Raw genomic sequence first — 26,587 nt, 5'->3', positions numbered from 1 at the left:
GATAGACAAAAAATTTATTGGGGTGAGGCGTTTCACCCAAGGGTCTGAAGTTAAAATTACAACTCGTAAAACTTTAGTTTCCCTAATGAAATCATATGCTTAAGGTAACACCTTGGCACATCCAAACGCGCACAAGATCTGTTTTTACAGTCGTGAGACTGAAAGTGATTTCAGCTTGATGCAGCTTGCAAGCCACGTTTTTCAGTTCTAAATTATTCCGCATTCGGTACTAAAACCGAGTCTTATACAATGAAAAGAATGTTAATAAACGCTACTCAACAAGAAGAGTTGCGTGTTGCATTGGTCGATGGACAAAAGCTTTATGATCTTGATATCGAAAGCCCTGGACACGAGCAAAAAAAAGCCAATATCTATAAAGGAACTATCACCCGCGTTGAACCCAGTTTAGAAGCTGCATTTGTTGATTACGGTGCAGATCGACACGGTTTCCTCCCTCTAAAAGAAATAGCAAAAACTTACTTTCCACAAGGTTATAAGTTTGACGGTCGCCCAAGCATCAAAGATGTGATTAAGGAAGGCCAAGAAGTTATCATCCAAATAGATAAAGAAGAGCGCGGACAAAAAGGTGCCGCACTGACAACCTTTATTAGTTTGGCTGGTAGCTATTTAGTATTAATGCCTAATAATCCGCGTGCAGGCGGTATATCTCGTCGTATCGAAGGTGATGAGCGAACCGATTTAAAACAATCGTTGAATAAGCTTGAATTACCTGATGGCATGGGCTTAATCGTTAGAACCGCAGGCGTAGGTAAATCCTTTGAAGAACTCGAGCATGATTTAAATGTGCTAATTCGTCATTGGAATGCCATTTCAGAAGCGTCTGAAACCAAACCTGCCCCTTTCCTTATTCACCAAGAAAGTAACGTTATTGTAAGAGCTATTCGTGACTATTTGCGTCGTGATGTAGGTGAAATATTAATTGATAGCCAAGAAGTGTTTGAAAAAGCACTACAGCACATTCAACTCGTTCGACCCGACTTTGCCAGTCGCGTTAAGCAATATAAAGGTGATGTACCACTTTTTAGTCATTATCAGATAGAAACCCAAATCGAATCAGCTTTCCAACGTGAAGTGCGCTTACCATCAGGTGGCTCAATTGTAATTGACCCAACTGAAGCAATGATTTCAATTGATATCAACTCTGCACGGGCAACAAAAGGCGGCGATATCGAAGAGACAGCGTTCAATACTAACCTTGAAGCTGCTGATGAAATTGCCCGTCAATTAAGATTACGTGATGCCGGTGGCCTTGTGGTTATCGACTTTATCGATATGACACCTGTTCGTCACCAAAGAGAAGTAGAAAATCGTCTTAAAGATGCCGTCAGACATGACCGAGCAAGAATTCAATTGGGCCGAATTTCACGTTTCGGTTTATTAGAAATGTCTCGTCAAAGGTTACGTCCGTCCCTCGGTGAGTCAGCACATATAGTGTGTCCTCGTTGTAGTGGTCACGGTAATATCCGTGGTACTGAATCATTAGCGCTTTCTGTTCTTCGCATCATGGAAGAAGAGAGTATTAAAGACAACACCGGACAAATAGAAGCACAATTGCCCGTCAATGTAGCTACCTACTTGTTAAATGAAAAAAGACGTTCAATTCAATCTATTGAAAAGCGTCACGGTGTAAACTTACTTATTATTCCAAATCCTAATTTGCAAACGCCGCATTATCATGTAGCCCGCAGACGTCCAGACGATACAGTTACTGAGGCGAGTTATAATATTGAGTTAATGGAAACCCAATCTTCAGAGGTTGATAACCCTACACAGGAAATTAAACCTAAAGAGCAACCAGTATTACAAGGTTTAGCCGCGCCTCAACAAGCGCCTGTTACAGCCAAAGCTGAAGAGCCAACATTGATTGCTAAGGTTTCTAAATGGTTGTCAGGTCTATTTGAAAGTGAACCTGAAACAACTACCAAAAAACCAAGTACAAATACGCAAAACAAACGTCCACAGCGCAATAGCCGTAGTCGTAATGAGCGCTCTGGTAACCGCAAACCTAAAGCTTCTGATCGCAAAGACAAGTCAGATCGTAATGACAAACCTCAAGCTGAAAAGCGTGATCAAAAGCCAAAACAACGTCGCGACAATCGTAATAAATCTCAAGAAGCAAAAACAAATGATGCAGCTAAAGAGAACGTAACCAGTCAAAATCAACCGGAACGTAAAAACGAAAAAGTTGCTGAACGTAGAAAAAGACGCGATACCCGTCGAAATGTCCGTGGTGAGAAAACTGAAAATGAAAAAGCAGTAGCTCAGCCGCAAGCAGAGACAGCTAAAAACACGCAGCCTAAAGTAAAAGTTGAAGACGTTAAGAATGATGAACTAATCAATTCAACCCAAGCTGAAGCAAACAATTCTGTTGTGGATGAATCTGTCAATACAGAGACTAAAGACGAAGGGCAAACAGAGCGCAGTAGAAGTAGACGCTCTCCTCGACACATTCGAGCTGCGGGTCAAAAACGCAGAAAAGAAGGTGCAGGAGTTGAAGAAACAAATGAAACTGATAACGCCGAAAAGCCTGTTGTTGATGTAGCTCAAGACGAACTTAAGTTTGAGTCCCATGATACACCGTCTGAGCAACCAAACGATGCATCAGAAACAGCTAAAGCGGAAAAACCTAAAGCTAAACCTCGTACCAGAAGACGTCCGAAGAAAGTCGAAGAGAGTAACGCTGAGTCAACTGCTCCTGAGCAAAATAAAGATGAGTCTTCAAAACAGGATGTTGCTGAAGCGAAAGCTGAAATTGCTACTGAACAAGCAAAAGAACCGGTTAAAGCCGCTAAGCCTGTGAAGGAAAAAGCAGCTCAACCCGAGCAAGTGGAAATTCAGTTGGACGCAGAAAATTCTGATGCGCCAGTTCAGCAGGCTAAGGAAAAAGTTGAAGAAGCGGCTCCCGCCCCTACCGAAACTATAGCGCCGATTAAAGTTGACGCTGAACAGCAACAAGAGACGCCAAAACCGACTGAAGTTGAAGAAGTAGCAAGCAAACCAAAGCCTGCGAAAAAACCTAAAGTAACGGTGACTAAAGCTCCTGTTTCACATCCAATGGCGAAGCCTAAAGCGATTGACACTGATTTCAATGAAATTGAAATTAAAGCATTAGCTGCAGATAAACGAGCGGGCCTGAAAGTATCAGGAAAAACCGCATCAATGGCTAATACTGCAAACAGCTCTGCTGCTGCAGCAACCAAGCCAGGATCTGTCGCCTAAATAGACACAAGCGTTAAACCTTAAAACGCCGGTGAATTTTCATTCACCGGCGTTTTTTTATGTGTACTAGTTGTTTTGTTTCTAAATTCAGCATTTGCTTAATATTTAACTATCAATAGAGCCGGCCAAGTTTACGCAAACTCCAGCAGAACCGTGAAGCAAGGTCTGTTTTAAATTTTGTTTAATTTCTGTCTTTTTATAAGTGCTAGCATCTACCATCACATAAATCACCTCAGCAAGGCATATAGGTTGCCTGCTACCCTGCTGACACATTTCAACATGTAATGTGAAAGAAGTATTCCCCACTTTTGAGACCCAAACACTCATTTCGATCACATCATCAAATTTTGCAGGGCTTTGCCAGCTTAAATTTAAATTAACAACTTGGTTATCTAAACCTTGTTCTAGCAGTTTATTAAAGCCACCAATTGCTGCCCGCATAAACTCGGTAGCAGCTAAATCGGCATATTCCGCATATCGACTATTAAACACAACTTGTTGAGCGTCACATTCAGCGTAACGAACTCTTATCAACACTTTCATCGGTATATTGGCAGAATTGGGCATCTAGTCATCCTCTGTTCGTATAGGGTTTGTTTTAACTTTTTCGGAATCGCTTACATCAGTTGTTAATTCAATTAAATCTTTTTCATCGTCGACGATAGGGTCGGATTGTCGAGCGCTTAACCACTGCTCACCGATTATTGGATCATCGGCATTTTCTGGATCTTCCCATTCGTATCTTTTAATTATCGGTTTAGGGTCAAGTTTTCGCCAAAGTAACGCACTAACTATTCCAGCAACAGCGCCAAATAAATGATATTCAAAAGAGATATTTTCTTGCCGTGGGAAAATGGTCATGGTCATTCCACCGTACATAAAAAATGCAGCCATCATAATGGCGATTGAGCTCTTATCTCGTCTAAATAAGCTAACAACAAATAAGTAGAAAAACACACCGTGGGTTAATCCACTGGCTCCAAGATGATAAGCATTTCTGGCGAAAAGCCATACGCATACGCCAGAAAATAACCAAACAAATAGGATGACTCGCCAGCGTGAACGGGGATATCCGTATATTAGGAATACTCCTAGAATCAGCAAAGACAAGGTATTATTAAATAGATGTTCTACTGATCCATGTACCAAAGGTGCGGTAATTATTCCCAATAAACCTTTTGTAGAATGTGGGTAAACGCCTAACCAACTAAGGTCGACATGAAATAATATTTCAAAGGATTTAATGCACCATAAAAAGCCAATAAAAAAGCTGATTGTAATGATACTTGTTTTAAAAGATGGCTTTGTCTTCATTGTTTAATGATATGGGCATTTTGCCTAAACAAAAGATGCCCATACAAAGCCATGATTTCTATACAGACATATAGTTTTTAATTGGTAAGTCTCGAATACGCTTACCACAAGCATGAAATATGGCGTTGGCTACACTTGCGGCTACTGGTGGAGTGCCTGGCTCACCAACCCCGCCAGGAGGCGCATCTGACTCGATTATATAGGTTTCTATTTTGGGGCATTGATGCATGCGCAATACCTGATAATCATGGTAGTTAGATTGCTCAACCGCACCATCTTTAGTTGAAATTTCTCCCAACAGCGCCAAAGACAAACCAAAAATCATTGATCCTTCTTGTTGTGCCCGAACACGATCTGGGTTAACCACAGTGCCAGCATCTATACTCGAATGCATCTCTAGTACAGTCACTTTGTTATCCACGACCTTCACTTTTGTTGCAACAGCACAATAACTGACAAAACTACGATGAACACAAATGCCCCACCCTTCGTTTTCCTGTGTCGGCTGATCTGCACCAGACTTTGCGATTACAACGTCAAGTGCGTGTTTTATGCGCTTAATATCGACAGGGAATACATCTTGCGGCTCACCATAGTTTTGATAATCAAAATCATCCGTTTTGGGGTCCACTAAACGGTTTTCGCCGAGTAATTGATGCCACATTTTATAGGTCGATATACCGGCTTTTGATGCTAACTCATCGACAAAAGAACCCTGCGCAAAAGAATGTTGAATATTACACACAGAGCGCATCCAACCAATCCTAATATGACCAGTAGCCTTATGGGTTTCGCACGATAAATTGTCTACCGCGAATGGCAAATCACCAAACCCTAAAGACAATTCATTCATTTGCGGCTCATCAACTGTGCCGGTAAACGTCCACATAATACTTGGGAACGCAGTCCGCTGTAGCCACGATGTTATTTGCTTTTTGGCATCCATCGCTGCGGCCATATGTAGCACACTTACCGCATGGTAAAAGCCTTGTTGAATATCATCTTCACGACTCCAAACCACTTTCACCGGACGATTTAGTTGTTTGGCCAATAATGCTGCTTCTATGGAGTAATCTGGTTTAGCTTTTCTTCCAAATGCACCACCTAAAAAGGTGACATTTATAATCACTTTATCAGATTCAATACCTAGCGCTTGAGCCACGTTTTGCTGGGTTACTTGAGGAGATTGTGTACACGCCCAAATTTCACAAATACCGTTTTTAAATACCGCTGTTGCTGCAGGTGGTTCCATTGGTGCTTGTGAAAGATAAGGGACACTATAAGTAGCACTGTGTGTATCTGTTGCTTGTTCAATATCTGCATAAACGTCGCCTTCTACACGAATCGGTTTGCCTTTACTGACGATACGACTTTTTAGCTCGGCAATATAATCCGCAGAAGTGTGTGCAGCATTTTCACCTAGCTCCCAATCAATATTCAACGCTTTACGACCTTGCAATGCCGCCCAAGTGCTATCGGCAATAACAGCAACCCCATTCATAGGATGAAACATAACCGGTAAAGGTTGGTCAGGCATTTGAATGGTATCGATAACCCCTTTGACTGACTTAGCTGCGTCAGCGTCAAACGACTTCACAGTCGCTCTCAACACTTTTGATCGTTCGATACTGGCATAAACCATCGACTCTAATCTAACATCCTGACCAAATTCAGCTTGACCAGTCACGATTTCAGCAGAATCGATACCAGTAACGGGCTTGCCAATCAGCTTGAAATCTTTTTTCGACTTGTAGGTTAAGGTTTCAGCTTTAGGAGGAGATAACTTACCGGCAGCTTCAGCAATGTATCCAAAACTCACTTTACGCTTTGAATCTTTATGATGTACATAACTATCTTCAGCATAAACACTGTTTACATCTACTTTCCACAAGTCTGCTGCTGCTTGTTCAAGCATAGTCCTAGCAGAAGCCCCCATACGTCTTAAGATCGTATAGAAATTACGAATTGAACGTGAGCCATCGGTGTTTTGACTACCATATTCTTTATTCGCCAATCCTTGTACCACAGATACTAAATCCCAATCTGCACATAGCTCTTCTGCAACTACCTGCGGTATAGAGGTACGAATCCCCTGACCCATTTCACTGCGGTGACATATTATGTTGACGCGATTATCGGATTGAATGCTGACAAACAGGTTAAGCTCGACATCAGCTTGGCTTGTTTGCGCCCATACAGGCTTGTAACCAGCTAGACTACTAGCGAGTACAAAACTACTAGCACCAATTCCTGAAACTTTTAAAAACTGTCGGCGACTGACATTTTCAATTTTATGGTTCATGCGTCATCTCCCACGTTTTTTGCCAGATCGGCTCCTTTAGCCACACTTTTTATTGCTGCTTTGATTCGAGGGTAAGTACCACATCGACAGATATTACCTTGCATGTAATTATCGATATCCTCATCACTGGGTGAAGCATTTTGTGATAATAAAGCCACAGCACTCATAATTTGTCCTGACTGACAATAACCGCACTGGGGAACGTTGTGCTCGATCCACGCTTTTTGGACAGGGTGCTCGCCAGATTTAGATAATCCTTCAATAGTCGTTACCTGCTTTCCCGCTACAGCTGAAATCGGCATAACACAGGCTCTGACTGGTTGCCCGTCAATGTGCACAGTGCAAGCGCCACATTGCGCCATACCGCACCCAAACTTGCTGCCAGTTAAACCCAAAGCGTCTCTAAGCACCCATAAAAGCGGCATAGTCGGTTCAACATCCACCTGTTGCTGTTTACCATTTACACTGAAATTAATCACATTATTGCTCCTAAATTAGCGGGAGGACAGATTGCACCAACGACGCATATCCTCTGAAGTATCTATATCAAATTGTGCTTCGGGCACCTTAACCCTAATTAAATCTTGCTTATGAGCCTGCAAGATTGATTTAGCACCTTTATGTAAATCTGTATTCGAACTGCCTATATTTAACAAATCAGAGAATCGTTTGGCTGGGAAACAAGCTGGCACACCCACATTTCCCCCATACTCTGATGTAACGATTGAATCTATGTTGTTTAGCGCTTTGCTACATAGTTTAGCAATTTGTGCTGATTGCACAGCAATTTGGTCTGCTAAACCAATGAAAATATGGCTGGCTTGTGGATACCGCTGATTAACGATAAAGTCGACACCAGTGCGAATACTTTCACTCATACCTAACTGCCAATTTTGTGCTACAACGACCTCAACCGATAGATCAATTTGCTGTTTGATCAGATTTGCGTTCGCGCCTAGAACAACAACGATATTATCTAACCCTGCGAGCCTATGTTGTGCAATAACCTTATTCAACATCGGTTGTCCTTGGACAACCGCTAATTGTTTTATGCTCCCAAAGCGTTTTGCTTCGCCGGCGGCGAGTATCAAGCTAATAATGCTCACACAACACCGCTTATTGACTTAGCGTCTTTTTGCGCTAGAAAACTGTGTACTTCAGCAATCATTGACAGTGCTATCGACTCTGGCAATTCGCCACCTAATCGCAATCCGATGGGGTTAGCAAAAGGAATAGCGAATTCTTCTCTAACTAATCCAGCCTGTTCAAACACGCGTTCTGTGCGGTGCAAAGGCCCTAGCATCCCAACGTATTTTGCTGAACTTTTTGATGCCAGTATTAAAGCTTGAGCATCAATAGTGATGTTATGGCTCATAATAATCATTGCATCAGTTTGCGCCAGCCAATTTGATTGTGCAGCTTTTTCGATTGTTGTTGTCATTGGTTGTTTAATTATCGCAAACGCACCCGGGAAATAGCTACTTCTTCCGTGGCTAGTTCGCGGGTCGAGCAACGTAACTCGCCAACCTAATTTAGCCGCAATGTCGACAACAGGACGAGCATCCACTCCCGCACCTACAATACACAAGTTGATCGGCGGACTAAGGATTTGTTTCAGAAAAACCCGTCCATTTCGTTCGTCTCTTTGCACACTCGCTTGTGCAGTTCGAGGTAACTCTGAGAATTCGACATTGGCAACACCACTGGCTATTTCCTGAGAATATAAACAATAGCCATTGTCTGCCAAACGACGGTAAACGTTGTCTAGTTGTAAGTAATGATTATCACTGCTGATAGGCTGCAGTAATATCCTTACTAAACCACCACAACCTATACCAAGCTGCCAAGCAAGATCCTGCTCTTCAGTCATATCGTATTCAACAATTCGGCCTTGGCCATTGTCCCAACATCTGCGAGCTTGGAGCATAATATCTGACTCCAAACAGCCACCACTTAAAAGCCCATAGTACTGACCTAAATCATTAATTAACATGTGCGCGCCGGACTTACGATACGACGAGCCCTGGGTCTCAAAAATAGTGGCTAAGACCCACTTACATTCGTCTTTCTTCGGATACCAAATATCTAGAATGCTAGAAAATGAATTTGCCATTCAAATCGCTTATTGTTTTGCTTTTAATCTAATCACTAAAGTTTCAGAAATCTTGTCTTGAATAGCTTGACGATTTGGATCCCAGTAAACTTGTAAAAAACCAAGCAAACCTGTGGCTAAACCGGCACCATAGCCCCCGTATCGCCCAAAACTTTCCCAAACATTCAAACTACTGCCATCGAGTTTAATCACTTTAATGCCAAATAGCTTTTTGCCAATAGTCTGGCCTTTTAATAACACCATTAATCCAGTGAAATAAACCGCTGCCCAACCAAAGCCTATGCCTAAATCTGAGGCGATACCTTTGAACCATTTTACGATACTGTAATCTTGAATCGATTTAGTCTTTGGTTTTACATCGACTATTGCCTGTTCTTCCTTGGCAACCTTATCGGCTTCTGCCTGCAATGTTTCAAACTGGGCTAATAATTTTGTTTCTAAACTTTGATATTGAACGTCACTTAACTCAGTACGACTTTTTTCAAAAAACTCATCCAACATTTCACTTTTTGCGGATTTGGGTATTGTCAATTCAACCAAGTTTTCAACAAATTCATCACCAATATTTGACCAACAAGTTTCTGCATCTGGACAATCGCCTTGTGCTACTTGTTTTTGAATTAAACTGGTTAACGCTGCGTATGTTCCAGTAAACACCACCACATCAACGGCTTCTGCAGCATTAACTTCATGCTCATTACTGGACTGTGAATTAGACCAAATCGCGGTATCATTTCGGAATAGACCCAAAATCCCAGCGGCAATTAACAATGTGGCCAAAATCCGCACTAGCAAAATTGCTGATGGTAAACGATTTTCACGTTTTAAACGGCGACTCGTTACCCACAATAAAATCGCAGCAAGTATTGCCAATGCGTTACCAGTAACACCAGACAGTATTGCAACCAAGATTAAATCGACAGACAGCGCTAGAGCGCGACGAGTGGGTGTAGCCAGAGGTGTACCAAATAATTCGGGGGACACTTCAAAGGCATAAGGTGTAATGACATCTCGTGTTTCTTGGCGTTGCTGGTGTTTAGAGGTGTGCGCTTGCGTTTCAACGTTTGCTTGTTGTGTTAATGTTTCCTTGGCATCCATATGTTTACCTTTTTGTGAGCGCTTTAATGCCCTCGCTTAGTCCTTCAATCGTTAATGCATACATCTTACCCTGCATTAAATCTTTTAATATTTGTATGGATGCATAGTATTGCCAATGTTTTTCCATTTGCGGATTTAACCAAATAGCGTGAGGAAAGTGATCTGTAAGTCTTTTTAACCAAACAGAACCGGGTTCTTCATTCCAATACTCAACGCTGCCACCGGGATAGGTAATTTCATAAGGTCCCATAGTCGCATCACCGACAAACACTAATTTATAATCGCTGCCATATTTATGAATGATATCAAAAATTGATATGACTTCATTACTACGTCGTTTATTGTCTTTCCAAACACCTTCATACACGCAATTATGGAAATAGAAATACTCTAAGTGTTTAAACTCAGAATGTACTGCGGAAAACAATTCTTCACAAGACCTAATGTGATCATCCATAGAGCCACCGACATCAAAAAACATCAATACTTTTATAGCATTACGACGTTCTGGTACCATATGAATATCTAGCCAACCAGCATTTTTTGCAGTTTTTCCGATTGTGGTCGGTAAATCTAACTCTTCGCTTGCACCAGTGCGCGCAAATTGACGTAATTTTCGTAACGCTACTTTAATATTACGAGTGCCAAGTTCGACATCACTGGCTAAGTTTTTATATTCTCTTTTTTCCCAGACTTTAACCGCTGAAGATTGACCTTTGCCTTTATTGCCAATGCTGATCCCTTCAGGATTATAGCCATGGGATCCAAATGGTGAGGTGCCTCCGGTACCAACCCATTTATTCCCTCCTTGGTGGCGTTTCTGTTGTTCTTCTAAACGCTTTTTGAGGGTTTCCATTAGCTTATCCAAACCGCCCATGGCTTCTATTTCTGCTTTTTCAGCATCACTAAAATGTCTTTCTAATTGTTTTTTCAACCATTCTTCAGGAATGTCTTTGCCAAACAGATCAATAGTTTGAACACCTTCAAAATAATCAGCAAAGGCCCGATCGAACTTATCAAAATGGCTTTCATCCTTTACCAGACACAGTCTAGACAAATAATAAAAGCCTTCGGTATCAGCAAAAACAACTTGCTGTTCCAACGCATTTAAAAGATCTAATAATTCTCTTACCGTCGCCGGAACTTGGTATTCTCTAACTTTAAAGAAAAAATCAACTAACATTAGCGTCTAGCCATAAATGCCAATTTTTCGAACAAATGAATGTCTTGTTCGTTTTTAATTAGCGCACCATACAGTGGAGGAATGCTGTTTTTGCCATCTTTGTTCTGCAACGCTTCTGGCGGAATATCTTCTGCAACCAAGAGTTTTAACCAATCGATCAATTCGCTAGTAGATGGCTTTTTCTTTAAGCCAGGCATTTCTCTTAAATCGAAGAAGGATTCGAGTGCTTGCGCAAGGAGATCTTTTTTCAAGGTAGGAAAATGTACATTAACGATTTCTTGCATCTGTTCTTTGTCTGGAAACTGTATGTAATGGAAAAAACAACGACGCAGAAACGCATCAGGCAATTCTTTCTCATTATTGGATGTAATAATTACGATAGGACGTTTGGCGGCTTTTATGGTCTGTTTAGTTTCATAAACAAAAAACTCCATTTTATCCAATTCTAAAAGTAGATCATTTGGAAACTCAATATCTGCTTTATCTATTTCATCAATTAATAAAACCGGGGGCTTTTCGGCATCAAATGCTTGCCATAGTTTTCCTTTGATAATGTAATTGCTGATGTCTTTAACCTTTTCGTCACCAAGCTGAGAGTCACGCAAACGAGATACCGCATCATATTCGTACAACCCCTGTTGAGCTTTAGTTGTTGACTTTATATGCCACTGAATTAATTCAGTTCCTAAACTACTAGCCAATTCTTCTGCCAGCATGGTCTTGCCGGTACCTGGCTCGCCCTTGATTAACAGCGGTCTTTGCAGTGTAATGGCAGCATTAACGGCGAGTTGCAGTTCTTTGCTAGCAATATAATTTCCGGTACTACTAAATGGCATCAATCACCTCAATAATTAAAAAATGTAAATATAAAACTAAGATATAGCAAAAAGCACTTTGAAAATTACTCGTTGAGCACAATCATAACAAGGTACAAAGTTAAGCAAACTTATTGAATTTTGCTATTTTCATGAAAACGAGTGCTTGTTAAGTACAACATTAACAGCCTAAAATAGTTATTCAAATAACAAAAACACATCAAAGGGTATCACTGAAAGTTACCTAAACCTATGCAAGGATATAGTATGCAAGTTTATGATGATAATTCGCTCGCCATTGGCAACACGCCTTTAGTTAAATTAAATCGTGTAGTTTCTACTGGCAACGTTTACGCCAAAATGGAATCACGTAACCCCAGTTTTAGTGTTAAATGCCGTATTGGCGCTAACATGATTTGGGATGCTGAAAAACGCGGTATCCTAACCAAAGACAAAGAATTAGTTGAGCCGACCAGCGGTAATACTGGTATCGCATTAGCATTCGTAGCCGCTTCTAGAGGTTACAAATTAACCTTAACAATGCCAAGTAGTATGAGCTTGGAGCGTCGTAAATTGCTTAAAGCTCTTGGTGCTAATGTGGTGCTTACTGAAGCGCCTAAAGGTATGAAAGGCGCTGTTGCCAAAGCACAGGAAATTGTTGCATCAGACCCTGGCAAATATATCTTACTTCAACAATTTGATAATCCTGCTAACCCTGAAATTCATGAAAAAACCACAGGCCCTGAAATCTGGAAAGATACAGACGGTAAAGTGGATATTTTTGTTGCAGGTGTAGGCACAGGCGGAACTATTACTGGTGTGAGCCGATACCTGAAAAACACCAAAGGTAAAAAAATCCTGACTGTTGCGGTAGAACCAACTGATTCTCCGGTTATCACTCAAGCTAAAGCGGGTGAAGAACTTACTCCTGGTCCACATAAAATCCAAGGTATAGGTGCAGGTTTTATTCCCGGCAACTTAGATTTAGATATTGTTGACCAAGTAGAACAGGTGTCGAATGATGAATCTATAGAAATGGCTCATCGTCTGTTAAAAGAGGAAGGCATATTGGCTGGAATTTCAACAGGTGCAGCTATGGTTGCGGCAAAACGCCTTGCAGAAAAACCAGAAAATGCAGACAAAATGATCGTGGTTATTTTCCCAAGTTCAACAGAACGTTACTTGAGTAGCGCTATGTTTGCTGGCGAATTTACAGACCATGAAGAAGTGCAATAGCACAAACTGCGTTTAGTAGAATAAAAAGAGCAGGCTTTAGGCCTGCTCTTTACTTTTAAACATAGAAAACGCAGACTATACCTGTGTTCAATTTAACTCTATTTATTCATCATGATTAATCACCAGTATTTACGTTTTTTAACAATAAGTGTTTTGCTTTTATTCCTTCAAGCTTGTGATACGCAAAGCAAAAAAGGAGCCGGTAAATATGGCATGATGGATACCAACACTCCGGATTACGCTGCTGTAGAGTTTTTCCAACATGTGTATAACGATAAAAACCTGAATAAAGCCATTGCCATGAGTTCTAAACGTATGGCGAAATTGCTTAAGTCTTATCGCACCAACCGCAATGTTCAAAGACACGTATTCGACCTTGTTTATGATGAAGTGGATATACAACCTGATACTGGTAACAGTATTGGACGTAACGAATTTGCAGAGTCAGCGGTTGTCACTCTATTTTTCACTGGTACCTTGTACGATGAACGAGTTGAAGATATTCGTGTTGTTGAAATGTTGCGGGTAGATGGCAAATGGTTGGTCGATAAGATTCAACCAGATAAGTACCTATAACAGTTTCATGAAAATGTCTGATAAAGACCACGCTTCCATTTGGCTTTCTCACGTTAAGCGACTCCACGCGATTGCCGAATCAGGTTTAGCATTTTCTCCTGAAGAATTTGACCGCGAAAGATTTACAGAGATTTCTCATATTGCGCAACAAATGATGAGTGATTTGGCGTCTGTACCCGTTAAACAAATTTCAGACTTAGTTACCCCTTTTCATCGTCGGTATGTGACACCACAAGTTGAAGTGCGCGGTGCAGTGATAAAAGACGGCAAAATCCTTTTAGTGCAAGAAAAAAGTGATAAGAAATGGACTCTGCCAGGTGGTTACGCTGATGTTGGCTTGACCGCAGTGCAAAATATCAAGAAAGAGATCGAAGAAGAAGCAAACGTCTATGTCAGTCACACTCGTTTGATATCGTTACGGCACAAAGCCTCAGGAGACTATGATCCTGACATCCGCGATTTTTATAAAATGCTATTTTTATGCGAGCCCATTGAGCCAATAAATCAAACAGCTGGGATGGAAACCTGTGGAGCTGACTTTTTTACTTTGCAACAAATTCCCCCACTCTCTACTGGCAGAACAATAATGCGCGATTTACAGGATGCATTCGCCTATCATGCTGACCAGAACAAACTCACCACCATTGAATAATCGTTTAAAGCAGATAGATTTTTAAATTAATGGAATAACCTGAGACGTTTATCCCAATTTCCTTGATGGCTCATTGCGCACGCTTCTTCGCTATCAAAAAATACATTATGTTTGGGATTCTTCAATAAAATCCCCACTTTTAATAATTGTTTATGGATTAATTTTCGTAAATAGGCATCTTGTTGCTGTGCTTTTGCATCGATAACCTGTTGTTCCGTTAAAAACACGCAAGTAATGACTAAACTAGACGGGAAGTTACTGTAATCGGCTGTGTGAGTTAACCAGTCAAATCCTTGAACAGTTCGTTTCGCTTCTTCGCACACTTTAGTCAGTGCCTTAACGGTATTTTCATCTAACTTTTTTACTGTTGATTTTGCAGAGGACATTTGACACTTAAATTAATTGAAAATTGGACACTTTTTTAAATAAAGTGCCCGTCAGTTTTAACTAAACTTTAGCAAATAAAAACCACTATTTACCGTATGTACAAAGATAAGCAGTATCTACTGTTACTTTTACTTGAAATTTCACATTTGCTTCAATGGTAAAGACCTGATTAGTTGTAAAAGTTTGCCATTCTGTTTGTCCTGGCAACAACACAGTTAACGCACCACTCACCACTGTCATGGTTTCAAATTCGCTAGTACCAAACTCATACTCTCCTGGCGCCATCACCCCAACCGTAGCGGGTAATGTAGCGGTTTGAAACGCCATAGAAGTTACTTTCCCTTCAAAATATTCATTTACTTTAAACATGTTAAGCCTTTATCTAATTATTAATGGCGAATAACTTAGCAGTTTTCATAAAAAAACACACAATCAAAAACAGCTAAATTAGATTACCTAGCTCTAGAACAATAGGATTTTTTATCAACGAGTAGAATATATCAGTGGTAATCGAGGCTAAAGAAAGCGCACAGCGACGCTCAATTTTTCAAGGTTGAATGTTTATAAACAGCGAAGCTAAACAATATTTGTTTAGCTTGGGGCATAACCTGATACAAATAAGCGAACGATAGTGATCTACTACCCCGCCTCGCAAAGGTTCGTTTGGTGCAAATCAATATCGTTATCTTTGGCTTGTTCAATGACATCTACATCTTCTAAAAACAACATATAACCATCTTCTTTGACGGCTTGCAGAAACACATCTACTTCCAAGGATGCAAAGTTATTTAAATTACCAAAACAATTATTCTCAGTGCTGATGGCAAATTCTCCTCGTCCTTTAGCATCTAACGCTTTATATTGCTTGGCTTTAGCCAGTAAATCTTTCATTGCTTGGGCATCGCTATCCGATAACTTAAGAATAGTAACTCGCTCATTATCTTCAATGTCGTCTAACAAAATTTCAGGCATTTCTGAATGTCGATATTGCAGTATTTCCACACTAAAATTATGTTCTTCGTAAAAAGCAGGCAAGCTATCGTTTCCATCAGAACTGTAACTCATGAAAATTTTAGCTGCGCCATTTTTCACCTCGATACTTTTATCGGTGCGCAGTGCAATTCGTATATCCTGAGGCTCCATATCAAAAGGGGAAAATTGTGACATTTTGTACATGGTCGATATAGGCATACTCATGCAACCACTCAATATTACTGTGGCGACCATCGCACCGAACATTTTTAAACTAGACTTCATTATCATTCCTATGGTTAAGACTTCTGCGCCTCAAATTTTTTAAACTATCATTAGCTATTGCTACCGTGGATGCCTTTACATTAAGCATAGGTTTAAACAATGCTTTAATCTCCAACCGCGACACCTTCCCTTCTCGGATCCGCACCACCTATAATTTTTCCGTTTTTAAATTGAATTCCGTGAAGCCCGCTATTTAAATCAATGATCTTAACGTTATGGCCCATAGCACTCAATTTAGCTTCCCACTTCTCTAAAGAAGTGCCTTTTTCTAGCGCAGTATAATCATTTCGATTGGTGATTTTAGGTAAATTAATAGCCTGCTGAATATCCAATCCCCAATCGACTACACCTACAATAGTTTGCGCCACATAACTGACAATTCGACTGCCGCCGGGAGAGCCTATTACCAACATTAGTTGACCGTTTTGGTCAAATACCATAGTAGGACTCATGGCACTACGAGGACGTTTATTAGGTTCGACTCGGTTAAGGGCTGGACGATTATTAGGACTAGGATTCAATGAAAAATCAGTTAGTTGATTATTCAGTAAAAACCCTTCAACCATTAACCCTGAGCCAAAGCCAAATTCAATACTGGTGGTCATGGCAAGAGCGTTACCTTCTTTGTCAACAATGGAAACGTGACTAGTATTAGGTAATTCAAAGGATGTATCCATGCCAATCAAAGAAGCATTGATATAAGGTTCACCGGCTTCAGCCTTGCCCATATCTTTATCTGCTTTGATTAATTCAGCACGTTGCGACAAATAAGTTTGATTAATCAATGCGGCAAAGGGCAATTGCACAAAATCACTGTCCGCAATGTATTTATCCCGATCGGCATAGGCTAATTTGGATGCTTGTGTGAATAAATGAATAGATTCTAATGAGTCTGGATCCATTTTTGACAAGTCATAGTCTTCAAGCATTTTAAGTATTTGTAATACGCTTATGCCACCGGAACTAGGAGGAGCCATGCCGCAAATTTTATATTTACGATAGAATCCACAAATAGGGTCCCGTTCTTTGGCTTGGTAATTTTCAAGATCTTGAACACTTAATTTACCGGGGTTAATTGTTGAATACTGAACGGTTTTCGCGATTTTATCCGCCAATTCACCTTTATACAGATAATCGGCTCCTTGTTCTGATATTTTTTCGAACACTTTAGACAGTTTAACGTTGGTTTTATTTGTCCCTTCTTTGAGTTCTATACCATTTGGATAAAAATAGGTTTTAGGATTTAAAAAGGCTTCTAAGCCAGGATGAAAACGCAATGAAAGAAGCTTCTCTAAACGAGCCGAAACCGTGAAACCTTTCTCTGCTGTATTAATCGCATCAGTAAACAGTGAATTCCAAGGTAATTTGCCAAACTGTTTGTGTGCTTTCTCTAATGCTTTTAGCGCACCTGGTACGCCTACAGAACGCCCACCAACTACGGCATCTCGCCATTTTAAGGGTTTTCCTTCATGCATGAACAAATAAGCATTAGCTTCTGAAGGCGCCGTTTCGCGACCATCAAATGTATGCAGCTTTTTGGCTTTATTATCCCAGTATAAAATGAAATTTCCGCCACCAATACCTGATGATTGCGGCTCAACAAGGGTTAGCATCGCTTGAACAGCAATGGCGGCATCGATAGCACTTCCACCATTACTAATAATATTTTTACCTGCCCATGAAGCATATGGGTTTGCGGACACCACCATATATTCTTCAGCAATCCGTGCTTTTTTCTGACTAACACCAGTGGCGGCTTCTGGCTCGCGATCTTCCCTAGTCGTTTGCTTAGCGTTAACTTGGTTAAACGATATTAAACAGAGTACGCATATTACTTTAAACAATGATTTCACAGACAATCTCAATAAACGGCTTTTGGGATGATGGAAAGATAACGAGCCACAGATTAGGATGCAACACAAAATGTAGTTATTAAAGCATTCTTGTACGAAATCATGGATTTAGTTAAGGTGTTCAGCATTATTTATAAATATTATGTTGGCAACTTGTTAAATTTACCCATAAAATTTCAACAAATAACTGGGCCTATTTTTATCGCGCTCTTGTGCTGTTTATTGTGGCTATTTGAACCTACCACTTCGGCATATTTAGCATTGCAGCGAGAAATGGTGCTAAACGGCGATTGGTGGCAATTTCTCAGTGCTAATTTTGTGCACACCAATAGCAACCACTTATTGCTTAATATTGCAGGCATAGGCTTACTTTGGGCTATTCACGGACAATATTACACCCTTAAAAATTATCTATTAAGCACCTTGCTGCTAAGTTTGTTTGTCACCTTTGGCATATTCTTTTATTCACCTAATCTAGATTGGTACGCAGGCCTTTCAGGTGCATTACATGGCATCTTTGTTTACGGCGCATATTTAGACATCCGTCAAAAAGTAAAATTTGGCTGGATTTTAATGTTAGGAGTTTGGGCAAAAATTATTTACGAACAACTATTCGGCGCAGACCAAATGATCACTGAATTGATTGCTGCAAATGTAGCTGTTGATGCTCATTTATACGGTGCAGTGGGTGGTTTAGGATGTATCTTAGTTTACTGGTTAAAAAATAAATATTTGCCTCAGAATACCTGAGGCAAATAGACAATTAATAAGTTTATAAGTTTTCTTCAAACAATTTAAAGATTCTACGATACTCGTCTAACCAAGAACTCGGTTCAATGAAACCATGAGATTCAACTGGATAAATAGCCGTTTCAAAGTTTTGTTTTTCTAATTCAATCAATCGCTGTACCAAACGCACTGTATCAACAAAAAACACATTTGAGTCAACCATAGGTGCATTGATAAGCAGTGGTTTAGTCAGACCTTCGGCAAAATAAATAGGTGAACTGCGTTCATAGGCAATAGGATCAACGTCGGGAGTATTTAGAATATTGCTTGTGTATGGATGGTTATAATGTGCCCAATCCGAAACAGGACGCAAGGCAGCGCCAGCTTGAAAGAGGTCGGGCTCAGTAAACAGTGCCATAAAGGTCATAAAACCACCGTAAGATCCGCCATAGGTCCCTATTCTATTTCGATCGACATTAACGTTGTTCACCATCCAATCAACACCATCAACCAAATCTTCTATTTCAGGTTTACCCATGTGTCGATAAATAGCCGTGCGCCAATCTCTGCCGTAACCTGCGGATGCACGATAGTCCATGTCTAAAACAACATAACCTTTTTGCACCAGCAGATTATGGAACATGAATTCACGGAAGTAAGTTGACCAACCTAGGTGAGAGTTTTGTAGATACCCTGCTCCATGATTAAATATTACAGCGCGTTTTTTCTCTCCTTCACCTGCATCTTTAGGCGCATATAAACGAGCATAAATGGATTGTTCAACATGAGAAGATTTAATCGGAACAATCTCGGGAATCGTCCAGTTGATTTGCTTAAATGCCTCACTAGTCGTGAATGTTACCTGTTGCGCTGGCTCCTCAGAACCTAGTGTTTTCACGAATAGCTCTGGCGGCATGGTTAACTTAGAGTGAGTTAACAATAACTTGTTTTGAGCGTCATTAAGTAAATAGTCAGTGACACCATTTAAGTTAGTTAACTCTTCAATATCACCACTGTTTAAATCAACCCGATAAATTTCGTAAATGCCAGGATGTTTTTTATTTGCTTTGAAATAAATATATTGGTCATTTGCGGTTAAAGTTAACTCATCAACTTCGTACTCACCACTAGTGAGTTGTTTTGCATTACTATTTAAATCTTTTAAATAGAGATGCGCATACCCACTTTTTTCCGATAAAAAGTACAATTTTGATGAGTGATTCAACCATCCAAAACTATTGAAGTTATAATTAATCCAAGCATCATCGTGCAATCGATCCTGGGTCACTAACGTTTGCTTCGCAAAATCTACTGTGGTTAACCAACGATCCTTGTTATCCCAAGCTTCCAACATGATCGCAACATTTTCACCATCCGCTTGCCAAGCAATAGCGCTTTGATTCCATCCCCAATCTACCAATAAACCTATATCTCTGGGCAGTCGATTACTTTGATAGGTTAGTCCTTTAGCTTCTGCATTTTCTCGTTTAACCTGCTCTAAAACGTCTTCGTTATATCCGGGCAAGCTCTTATAGGACAGTTCTTTTTGTGTGCCCGTTTGTAAATCTAACAACCACAAATATTGGCTTTTGGGCTTAGCATCCGCCACCCGGTGCCTAACTTTCTCAGCTTTAATACGGCCATCTTCTTTAATGTAATTGGGCATAATATCGCCTTCATCTCGACTTGGCGTATCTTTTTCGATGGCTAAAATAAGATATCTACCATTAGGAGAAAGACTTGCATCGGCGGTTTTATTATCAACAGGGAAATAAAAAGGTTCAGGGGTGGTTGATTGATTCTGTTCAGAAATTTGCGCATTAAACTCGAACTTGTCTTGTGTGCGCTGCCTACGATCACGCAAAACTTCAATCAAATTCAATTGCTGCTGAGCGATATAATCTTTAGCGGGTTCGTTGGCTTGCGGTGCTTCTTTGAATTCCCAACTCACCAATTGTTCAGTTATACCTGAGGCAACATCGATGGCATAAATTTTGTTATAAACTCGATAACTCAACCTACCATCTTTTAAAAACTGTAAATTAGTTAAATATTGGTCACTGCGGGTAAGCTGCGAAATCTCACCTGAGTTAAGGTCTTGCATAAATACATTTTGTTTAAACACCCATGCAACTTTGTTTCTGCTTTGGTTAAAAACCTTATTTTTATAGGAAACCTGATGGTAATTTGCAATTGGAACTAAATTGGCCGTTTTCGATGATACCGGCTGTTGAAATAAATCTTTGACCACAGATCCTTCACGTTTCTGTGAATAGAAATAACTATTTCCATCTAGTGACCAATATGGAGATTGAGGTTGTCTACCAATCCAATCTGGATCAGCCATTATTTTTTGTAGGGTTAACTCCTCGTTATTATCACTCAGATAAGAGGCTTGTTGTTTAATTGGCTGATAAATTGAAGCAACTTCCCTATCTGTATTAACCAGATTAGATTCAGCGGGGGCTTCAGAAGTTTGAATTCCAGAACAAGCGAGTAAACTTGAGGTGATAGTAGAAATAATGAGCAGTTTAAAGCTTTTTTGCATTTTTGACTCTCTGCTTTTTGTTATAGTCAGTAGAACGTAAAGCACTATTAAAACGCATGAAAGTATTTAGGTAAACAAGTGATCTAAAATTGCTTAATAAAGATAGTAACGTTTAGCTGCCAAATTTTTGTTCTGTCAAAGCAACGGAGTTTTCATGAAAAAATTAGTATTACTATGTAGTTTAGTTGTTACCCCTATGTTTGCCTCTGCAAACGAATGCCCAGATGTTCTAAAATTTATGAAACGTAAATTAAACTCTCAGGAAACTGTAAACATGTGCAGTGAATACCAAGGAAAAACACTGCTTATAGTGAACACCGCTAGTAAGTGCGGTTACACTCCTCAATTTGAAGGACTTGAATCCTTATACAGTGAATATAGAGATCAGGGGCTTGTGGTGTTAGGCTTTCCCTCACATGATTTTAAACAAGAATTTAGTGACGAGAGTAAAACCGCTGAATTGTGCGAACTTACCTATGGTGTGGAATTTCCAATGTTTGAAGTCACACGGGTAAAAGGCGCAAACGCCGATCCGTTATTCCGTAAACTATCCAAACAAAGTGGTATGGAGCCTGGATGGAATTTCTATAAATACTTAGTGGATAAAAATGGCAACGTCGTAAAAGGGTATAAATCCTCAACCAAACCATCTGATAAAGAATTTCGAAAAGATATAAAAGAAGCGATAGCACTCTAACTGTTTTAGTCTTGCTAGCCTTCACTGATATTTAAAATATTAGACAAAAAAAAAGCCCCGATAAACGGGGCAATAAACACACATCACTTGGAACACACAATGAAATGTTTTACTGTTTTAGCAATAAAACATCTTTACAACTAATTATTAGTCAATGATAAAAATAATTAGTTCATAATATTTTGTGAAATTTAAATATTTTCATCCAAGCAATTGAATTTTAAAGATTTATTTCGATTAAATAATTAGATCTTAGTAAATGCTTGTTCAAAGTCTGCAACAATATCGTCAATATCTTCGATACCGACCGAAAATCTAATCATATTCTCATTAATCCCCATTTGAGCTCGTTGTTCAGCGCCATTTTCATAAAATATTGTAGAGGCTACCGGCAAACATAAGGTACGAGTGTCACCTAAGTGCGTCGCTATCACTACAGTCTTCAATGAATTAAGAAATTTATGAATATCCAATCCAGGTGACAAATCCATACTAAATACACCACCATAATTACCATTAAACAATTCTCTGGCGATATAGTGTTGTGGATGGTCAGCTAATCCGGGGTAATAAACATTGGCGACTTTACTGTGCCCATGTAAATAAGTAGCAAGTCTTAGCGCGTTTTGACAGGTTCTTTGCAGTCGTAATGCTAAGGTTTCTAAGCCCACAGAAATTTGTTGCGCTGAATGAGGCGATAATGTCGCGCCCAAATCACGCAACCCTTTTTTACGAATTTGCGTCATTCCCCAGGTGGCAGGATCTCCCACTCGGTACAAATCAAAAATATTTGGATACGCTGACCAATCGTAAAAGCCGGTATCAACCACAGCACCACCTAATACATTGCCGTGACCAGCAATATATTTAGTCAATGAAGTAACCGTTAATGATGCTTTCACTGCTTTAGCATCAAATATATACCCTGGTGTCATAGTATTATCGATGATAAAGAGCAGTTTATTTGTTTCACAGAACTCACCAATAGCTTGTAAATCGGCAACCTGAGTCACTGGGTTAGCTATAGTTTCGGTAAATACCATTCTGGTATTTTCTTTAAGCTCTTGAGTTATCAAATTGATATTCGTGGTATCAACATAGCTAACTTGAATGCCTAAACTTTGCAATGTCACCATTAAACTACTGGTATTGCCGAACAAAAATTGGCTGACAATAATATGATCGTCTTTCTGCAATAGCGCCAAAAGCATAGAGGAAATTGCCGCCATTCCAGTGGCAAAAGTAACTGCTGCTACGCCTCCTTCTATATCAGCCAACATATTTTGTAAGGCTGCGTTAGAAGAAGAAGAAGATCTCGAATATACATGTCCTAGTTTCTTTCCTTGAAAAACGGCAACTAAATCATTGACGTCTTCAAACTCAAAAAGTACAGAATTACTAGTAGGAGAATGAACAGAACCATCTTGGGGCTTGTTTAAAATGCGGTCTGCATGCACAAGCCGTGTTGTAAAACCTTTATTTTTCAATCGAACTCTCCGCGGGAAAGGCTACCTGGGAAGGAAATTTTGCGTGCACTTTAGCATAAAACCCATAAACTTTTTGCATTTCTAAAGAGTTATCTTCTTTAGGATGAAAAACCGGTCCTAAAACGATGGATTTATGACGATAATCTAAGCCAATTAAAAACACCGGAATATTCGCTTGTTTAGCAATATGTAAAAAACCACTTTTCCAAGGATAAATTTTACTGCGGGTGCCTTCAGGGGCAACCGCTAACAGCATTTTATCTTTTTGTTTAATTTTATCAATCATTTGATTCACTACCCCATGGGATTGTGAACGTTCTATTGGAATCCCTCCCCAACGGATTAACAACGATTTAAACGGTGGAATAAAAATACTATGTTTACCAAAAAAGGTGATTTTAAGCTTTAACGCAAAAACAGCGGCCATGCCAATTACGAAGTCCCAATTAGAGGTATGAGGCGCTACGGCAATGACCATTTTACTATAGGCAGGAAATTCACCTTCAAATTTCCACCCCAAAACATGCAAGACGGTATCCCCTAAATATTGACTGAATCGATTACCTAAGCGAGGAAGATTTGCAGATAATTTTAGCTTTTTTAATGTTTTAGGCATGTAATAAAATTATTTAGAATATTAATTGCGTTCATATTCTCCTATTATACACTCAAACCAAAGGAATAAAGTTGTTACCCCACTTTGACCTCTTTAATAAATGCTAGTGCGCAACTTTTTGCGACCTACAGGGTCAAGTAAAGTAAGTGAGGGAGAATAGTAACTCCGTTTATTTTAGCAAGAACAAACACCCGAGATTAATCATTGCAGCAATTTTTAATCGGGATCCAAACAATTCCTTGTTTCCATCATCAGTATTTTAATGGGATTTTTAGTGCTAAGAATTATTATTTTTATATCCTTGTTATATAGCCAACATACTTTTAGTCAGCAAACGGCTCAAAACCTGTTTAGCCAATACCGCAATTCACTCTATCAAATTCAGATGATTGATAAGGAGTCTGGTAATAAATCGTCCATCGGTTCTGGATTTAGAGTCAGCGAGGAAGGCGATATTATTTCAAACTATCATGTCATTTCTGATTTTGTTTATTTCCCCGATAAATATCGAATTCAATATTTAGATTCAAATGGCAATACTGGCAGTTTGAAACTTAAAAATTTCGATGTAATCAATGACTTGTCGTTGCTGCAAATCGCCCCTGAACAAACAAGTGGTTTGCCGTTTAAGTTAGCTCAAGACCTACCTCTACAAGGTTCAAATATATATTCATTGGGTAACCCCCACGATTTAGGCATGATAGTGGTTCCAGGTACCTACAATGGTTTAAAAAAGAATAGTTTTTATCAACGTATTCACTTTACCGGTTCAATCAATCCAGGAATGAGTGGCGGGCCAGCGGTAAATGGGCTCGGTCAAATCGTTGGCGTCAATGTTGCTACAGCGGGCAATCAAATAGGATTTTTAATTCCGTTACCAAAAGTGAAAGCATTATTTAACTCACAAGAACAAATAGACGTCGAAGATTACAAATCACATATTCAAAAACAACTACAAAAAAACCAAGGGAAGATGATAGCTGAAATATTGTCGACACCTTGGTCTCACTCGCCTCTAGGCAAAGCGAGTGTCCCCGAAAAAATCTCAGACTTCATATCCTGTTGGGGTGGTTCAAACGCCAGTGAAAAAGATGTTAAGTTTTTATCGGTTTCAAGTCGGTGCCGAATCGGAGAAGCGATATTCTTAAACGGTAGATTACAAACCGGAGAAATCGAAATAGAGTTTGAATGGCTCACTAGTGAACAACTCAACACCTTTCAATTTCATAATTTTTTAACCCAAAAAATTGCCTTTACGCGACCAGGAAATCAGGCTGGTAAAAATGATGTGACCAACTATCGTTGTCAGCAAGATATAGTGTCAAATCAACACCAAGTTTCTCAGAAAAGTATTTTGTGTGCTCGAGCTTATAAAGATTTTGACGATTTATATGATGTTTTATTTATCTCCGCCAGCAATGACTACTCAGATGGAAGTTTAATCAGTCACTTTACCCTAGCAGGGGTGAGTGCAGATTCAATGAAACAATTTTCTAACCAATTTATGGATTCCATGTCATGGCAATAGTTGTTGAAGTACTGTCGAAAAACGGCAAGGTGTTAAGTTATCAAACTTTTGAAAAAGAGAAAATTTCGATTGGCAGAGCATACGATAATGATGTCCGCATTGACGACCCTTACGTGTGTCCAGAACATATCCTTATTCAAGCAGAGGATGATACCGAAGCTCTGGTGTTAACTGATGTTGATTCATTAAATGGTGTGAAAATTAACGGTTCTCCAGGTGCTAATGCATTAATTGGCTTTGATGACATAGTCACCATAGGTCGTTCTCGTTTGCGCATCTTTAAAAATACGCAAAAAGTTTCGCCGGCCATTGTTCTAAGTAAATTAGAAGAAAAAATGGAATGGTTATCCATGCGCAGATTATGCGCAGGTTTAGCCATTGTGTTCATTGCGCTTGTGTCTGCTAATTTCTATTTCAACAGCATCGTTGAGGTTAATGTTTCACAGGTAGTGAAAGTGAGTTTAAGCGCCGCTGCTGCAGCCTGTATATGGCCTTTTTCCTTTGCATTGCTATCAATTTTAGCGAAGAAAGACGCCCATATTGTGAGCCAATTTAATTTACTTTGGCTGTTTTTAATTAGTCATGAACTACTCAGTTATTTGCAAGCCATCTTGCAGTTTAATTTAAGTTCGGTGCAGTTTATTTACTGGTTTATTTTATTGATAAAAGGTGCGCTATTCTTTGCGTTTCTGTGGTTTACGTTATTTATTGCCTTCCACCAGTCGAAGAGAATGCGAAATAGCATCAGCATTACTGGTACAGCTTTACTGGCAATGTACGTGTTGGCTCCGCATTTGTTCAATACCCAAAACTTCGTCGCAGCGCCCCGATACACTTCGCAAGTTCTGTCTCCAATTTTCAGGATTACAGCACCAGAAACCACCGAGAAGTTTGTTGAGCGGTCCGACAAACTAATTGAAGGATTGAAACAAGAAGTTGAAAAGGGAAAAGAGTAA

General features: G+C 39.7%; 24 protein-coding genes. 8 read left to right on the top strand and 16 right to left on the bottom strand.

The window, feature by feature from the left end:
- The first annotated feature begins 258 nt into the window (after positions 1–258).
- Positions 259–3,240: a ribonuclease E gene (gene rne / locus KO530_RS01095; RefSeq protein WP_216046752.1), complete on the top strand. Its 2,982-nt coding sequence runs from the start codon at positions 259–261 to the stop codon at positions 3,238–3,240.
- Positions 3,241–3,345: 105 nt separating this feature from the next.
- On the opposite strand, the gene KO530_RS01090 is transcribed toward rne, so the two are convergent.
- The 9 genes from KO530_RS01090 to KO530_RS01050 all read right to left on the bottom strand — a co-directional run bounded on the left by KO530_RS01090 (position 3,346) and on the right by KO530_RS01050 (position 12,086).
- Positions 3,346–3,807, bottom strand: coding sequence for an acyl-CoA thioesterase (locus tag KO530_RS01090; protein WP_216046539.1), 462 nt, complete (start codon positions 3,805–3,807; stop codon positions 3,346–3,348).
- Complete coding sequence (locus KO530_RS01085; RefSeq protein WP_436792287.1) at positions 3,808–4,410, bottom strand: rhomboid family intramembrane serine protease; 603 nt, start codon at positions 4,408–4,410, stop codon at positions 3,808–3,810. It abuts the gene before it with no gap.
- A 202-nt stretch (positions 4,411–4,612) separates the two neighbouring features.
- Positions 4,613–6,856, bottom strand: coding sequence for a xanthine dehydrogenase family protein molybdopterin-binding subunit (locus tag KO530_RS01080; protein ID WP_216046537.1), 2,244 nt, complete (start codon positions 6,854–6,856; stop codon positions 4,613–4,615).
- A complete protein-coding gene (locus tag KO530_RS01075) occupies positions 6,853–7,335 on the bottom strand; it encodes a (2Fe-2S)-binding protein (RefSeq protein WP_216046536.1) in 483 nt (160 codons plus the stop codon). The genes KO530_RS01080 and KO530_RS01075 overlap by 4 nt, the downstream gene beginning before the upstream one ends.
- 15 nt (positions 7,336–7,350) lie before the next feature.
- A complete protein-coding gene (locus KO530_RS01070; RefSeq protein ID WP_216046535.1) occupies positions 7,351–7,962 on the bottom strand; it encodes a nucleotidyltransferase family protein in 612 nt (203 codons plus the stop codon).
- Entirely contained in the window at positions 7,959–8,969 is a 1,011-nt protein-coding gene (locus tag KO530_RS01065) for an XdhC family protein (protein WP_216046534.1), read from the bottom strand. Before KO530_RS01065 ends, KO530_RS01070 begins: the two co-directional genes overlap by 4 nt.
- A 9-nt stretch (positions 8,970–8,978) precedes the next feature.
- Positions 8,979–10,067, bottom strand: coding sequence for an RDD family protein (locus tag KO530_RS01060; protein WP_216046533.1), 1,089 nt, complete (start codon positions 10,065–10,067; stop codon positions 8,979–8,981).
- 4 nt (positions 10,068–10,071) lie between these two features.
- On the bottom strand, positions 10,072–11,250 hold the full coding sequence (locus KO530_RS01055) for a vWA domain-containing protein (protein WP_216046532.1): 1,179 nt from the start codon (positions 11,248–11,250) through the stop codon (positions 10,072–10,074).
- Positions 11,250–12,086, bottom strand: coding sequence for an AAA family ATPase (locus KO530_RS01050; RefSeq protein ID WP_216046531.1), 837 nt, complete (start codon positions 12,084–12,086; stop codon positions 11,250–11,252). Before KO530_RS01050 ends, KO530_RS01055 begins: the two co-directional genes overlap by 1 nt.
- Positions 12,087–12,332: 246 nt before the next feature.
- On the opposite strand from KO530_RS01050, the gene cysK reads away from it, so the two are divergent.
- The 3 genes from cysK to KO530_RS01035 all read left to right on the top strand — a co-directional run bounded on the left by cysK (position 12,333) and on the right by KO530_RS01035 (position 14,529).
- Entirely contained in the window at positions 12,333–13,301 is a 969-nt protein-coding gene (cysK, locus tag KO530_RS01045) for a cysteine synthase A (protein WP_216046530.1), read from the top strand.
- Between the two features lie 213 nt (positions 13,302–13,514).
- The gene (locus KO530_RS01040; protein WP_252728701.1) at positions 13,515–13,877 is read left to right on the top strand and encodes a hypothetical protein; all 363 of its coding nucleotides are present in this window, start codon (positions 13,515–13,517) and stop codon (positions 13,875–13,877) included.
- 13 nt (positions 13,878–13,890) lie between these two features.
- Positions 13,891–14,529 (top strand): NUDIX hydrolase, encoded by a 639-nt coding sequence (locus KO530_RS01035; RefSeq protein WP_216046528.1) that lies wholly within the window; start codon positions 13,891–13,893, stop codon positions 14,527–14,529.
- A 26-nt stretch (positions 14,530–14,555) separates the two neighbouring features.
- On the opposite strand, the gene KO530_RS01030 is transcribed toward KO530_RS01035, so the two are convergent.
- From KO530_RS01030 to ggt, 4 genes are all read right to left on the bottom strand, one after another.
- The gene (locus tag KO530_RS01030) at positions 14,556–14,915 is read right to left on the bottom strand and encodes a Fis family transcriptional regulator (protein WP_216046527.1); all 360 of its coding nucleotides are present in this window, start codon (positions 14,913–14,915) and stop codon (positions 14,556–14,558) included.
- An 85-nt stretch (positions 14,916–15,000) separates the two neighbouring features.
- The gene (locus tag KO530_RS01025; protein ID WP_216046526.1) at positions 15,001–15,285 is read right to left on the bottom strand and encodes a pyrimidine/purine nucleoside phosphorylase; all 285 of its coding nucleotides are present in this window, start codon (positions 15,283–15,285) and stop codon (positions 15,001–15,003) included.
- A gap of 270 nt (positions 15,286–15,555) precedes the next feature.
- Positions 15,556–16,173, bottom strand: coding sequence for a hypothetical protein (locus KO530_RS01020; RefSeq protein WP_216046525.1), 618 nt, complete (start codon positions 16,171–16,173; stop codon positions 15,556–15,558).
- A 104-nt stretch (positions 16,174–16,277) separates the two neighbouring features.
- Positions 16,278–18,017, bottom strand: a complete 1,740-nt coding sequence (gene ggt, locus KO530_RS01015; RefSeq protein ID WP_252728723.1) for a gamma-glutamyltransferase — start codon at positions 18,015–18,017, stop codon at positions 16,278–16,280.
- A gap of 111 nt (positions 18,018–18,128) precedes the next feature.
- On the opposite strand from ggt, the gene rrtA reads away from it, so the two are divergent.
- Positions 18,129–18,776 (top strand): rhombosortase, encoded by a 648-nt coding sequence (gene rrtA / locus KO530_RS01010; RefSeq protein WP_216046523.1) that lies wholly within the window; start codon positions 18,129–18,131, stop codon positions 18,774–18,776.
- A 22-nt stretch (positions 18,777–18,798) separates the two neighbouring features.
- Here rrtA and KO530_RS01005 read toward each other — a convergent pair whose 3' ends face one another.
- Complete coding sequence (locus KO530_RS01005) at positions 18,799–21,303, bottom strand: S9 family peptidase (protein WP_216046522.1); 2,505 nt, start codon at positions 21,301–21,303, stop codon at positions 18,799–18,801.
- Between the two features lie 154 nt (positions 21,304–21,457).
- Here KO530_RS01005 and KO530_RS01000 point away from each other — a divergent pair, with 154 nt between their 5' ends.
- Positions 21,458–22,000, top strand: a complete 543-nt coding sequence (locus KO530_RS01000) for a glutathione peroxidase (protein WP_216046521.1) — start codon at positions 21,458–21,460, stop codon at positions 21,998–22,000.
- Positions 22,001–22,245: 245 nt separating this feature from the next.
- On the opposite strand, the gene KO530_RS00995 is transcribed toward KO530_RS01000, so the two are convergent.
- Positions 22,246–23,487, bottom strand: coding sequence for a cystathionine gamma-synthase family protein (locus KO530_RS00995; RefSeq protein WP_216046520.1), 1,242 nt, complete (start codon positions 23,485–23,487; stop codon positions 22,246–22,248).
- Positions 23,477–24,103 carry a 1-acyl-sn-glycerol-3-phosphate acyltransferase gene (locus KO530_RS00990; RefSeq protein WP_216046519.1) on the bottom strand — a complete coding sequence of 209 codons (627 nt, stop codon included), beginning with the start codon at positions 24,101–24,103 and terminating at the stop codon, positions 23,477–23,479. Before KO530_RS00990 ends, KO530_RS00995 begins: the two co-directional genes overlap by 11 nt.
- Before the next feature lie 274 nt (positions 24,104–24,377).
- Between KO530_RS00990 and KO530_RS00985 the strand changes: the two genes are divergently transcribed.
- Both KO530_RS00985 and KO530_RS00980 read left to right on the top strand, forming a co-directional pair.
- Complete coding sequence (locus tag KO530_RS00985; protein ID WP_354667854.1) at positions 24,378–25,631, top strand: S1 family peptidase; 1,254 nt, start codon at positions 24,378–24,380, stop codon at positions 25,629–25,631.
- Positions 25,622–26,587 carry an FHA domain-containing protein gene (locus tag KO530_RS00980; RefSeq protein WP_216046517.1) on the top strand — a complete coding sequence of 322 codons (966 nt, stop codon included), beginning with the start codon at positions 25,622–25,624 and terminating at the stop codon, positions 26,585–26,587. The genes KO530_RS00985 and KO530_RS00980 overlap by 10 nt, the downstream gene beginning before the upstream one ends.

This window comes from Aliiglaciecola lipolytica, from assembly GCF_018860635.1.
In the GTDB taxonomy this organism is placed as follows: domain Bacteria; phylum Pseudomonadota; class Gammaproteobacteria; order Enterobacterales; family Alteromonadaceae; genus Aliiglaciecola; species Aliiglaciecola lipolytica_A.
This window is presented reverse-complemented; position numbering and strand designations above follow the sequence as displayed.

What these genes read in the sequence shown, in the direction of transcription:
- rne (WP_216046752.1), top strand. Translation starts at nt 259, where the DNA reads ATGTTAATAAACGCTACTCAACAAGAAGAGTTGCGTGTTGCATTGGTC.
- KO530_RS01090 (WP_216046539.1), bottom strand. Translation starts at nt 3,807, where the DNA reads ATGCCCAATTCTGCCAATATACCGATGAAAGTGTTGATAAGAGTTCGT.
- KO530_RS01080 (WP_216046537.1), bottom strand. Translation starts at nt 6,856, where the DNA reads ATGAACCATAAAATTGAAAATGTCAGTCGCCGACAGTTTTTAAAAGTT.
- KO530_RS01065 (WP_216046534.1), bottom strand. Translation starts at nt 8,969, where the DNA reads ATGGCAAATTCATTTTCTAGCATTCTAGATATTTGGTATCCGAAGAAA.
- KO530_RS01060 (WP_216046533.1), bottom strand. Translation starts at nt 10,067, where the DNA reads ATGGATGCCAAGGAAACATTAACACAACAAGCAAACGTTGAAACGCAA.
- KO530_RS01055 (WP_216046532.1), bottom strand. Translation starts at nt 11,250, where the DNA reads ATGTTAGTTGATTTTTTCTTTAAAGTTAGAGAATACCAAGTTCCGGCG.
- KO530_RS01050 (WP_216046531.1), bottom strand. Translation starts at nt 12,086, where the DNA reads ATGCCATTTAGTAGTACCGGAAATTATATTGCTAGCAAAGAACTGCAA.
- cysK (WP_216046530.1), top strand. Translation starts at nt 12,333, where the DNA reads ATGCAAGTTTATGATGATAATTCGCTCGCCATTGGCAACACGCCTTTA.
- KO530_RS01040 (WP_252728701.1), top strand. Translation starts at nt 13,515, where the DNA reads ATGATGGATACCAACACTCCGGATTACGCTGCTGTAGAGTTTTTCCAA.
- KO530_RS01035 (WP_216046528.1), top strand. Translation starts at nt 13,891, where the DNA reads ATGTCTGATAAAGACCACGCTTCCATTTGGCTTTCTCACGTTAAGCGA.
- KO530_RS01030 (WP_216046527.1), bottom strand. Translation starts at nt 14,915, where the DNA reads ATGTCCTCTGCAAAATCAACAGTAAAAAAGTTAGATGAAAATACCGTT.
- KO530_RS01025 (WP_216046526.1), bottom strand. Translation starts at nt 15,285, where the DNA reads ATGTTTAAAGTAAATGAATATTTTGAAGGGAAAGTAACTTCTATGGCG.
- KO530_RS01020 (WP_216046525.1), bottom strand. Translation starts at nt 16,173, where the DNA reads ATGAAGTCTAGTTTAAAAATGTTCGGTGCGATGGTCGCCACAGTAATA.
- rrtA (WP_216046523.1), top strand. Translation starts at nt 18,129, where the DNA reads ATGGATTTAGTTAAGGTGTTCAGCATTATTTATAAATATTATGTTGGC.
- KO530_RS01005 (WP_216046522.1), bottom strand. Translation starts at nt 21,303, where the DNA reads ATGCAAAAAAGCTTTAAACTGCTCATTATTTCTACTATCACCTCAAGT.
- KO530_RS01000 (WP_216046521.1), top strand. Translation starts at nt 21,458, where the DNA reads ATGAAAAAATTAGTATTACTATGTAGTTTAGTTGTTACCCCTATGTTT.
- KO530_RS00990 (WP_216046519.1), bottom strand. Translation starts at nt 24,103, where the DNA reads ATGCCTAAAACATTAAAAAAGCTAAAATTATCTGCAAATCTTCCTCGC.
- KO530_RS00980 (WP_216046517.1), top strand. Translation starts at nt 25,622, where the DNA reads ATGGCAATAGTTGTTGAAGTACTGTCGAAAAACGGCAAGGTGTTAAGT.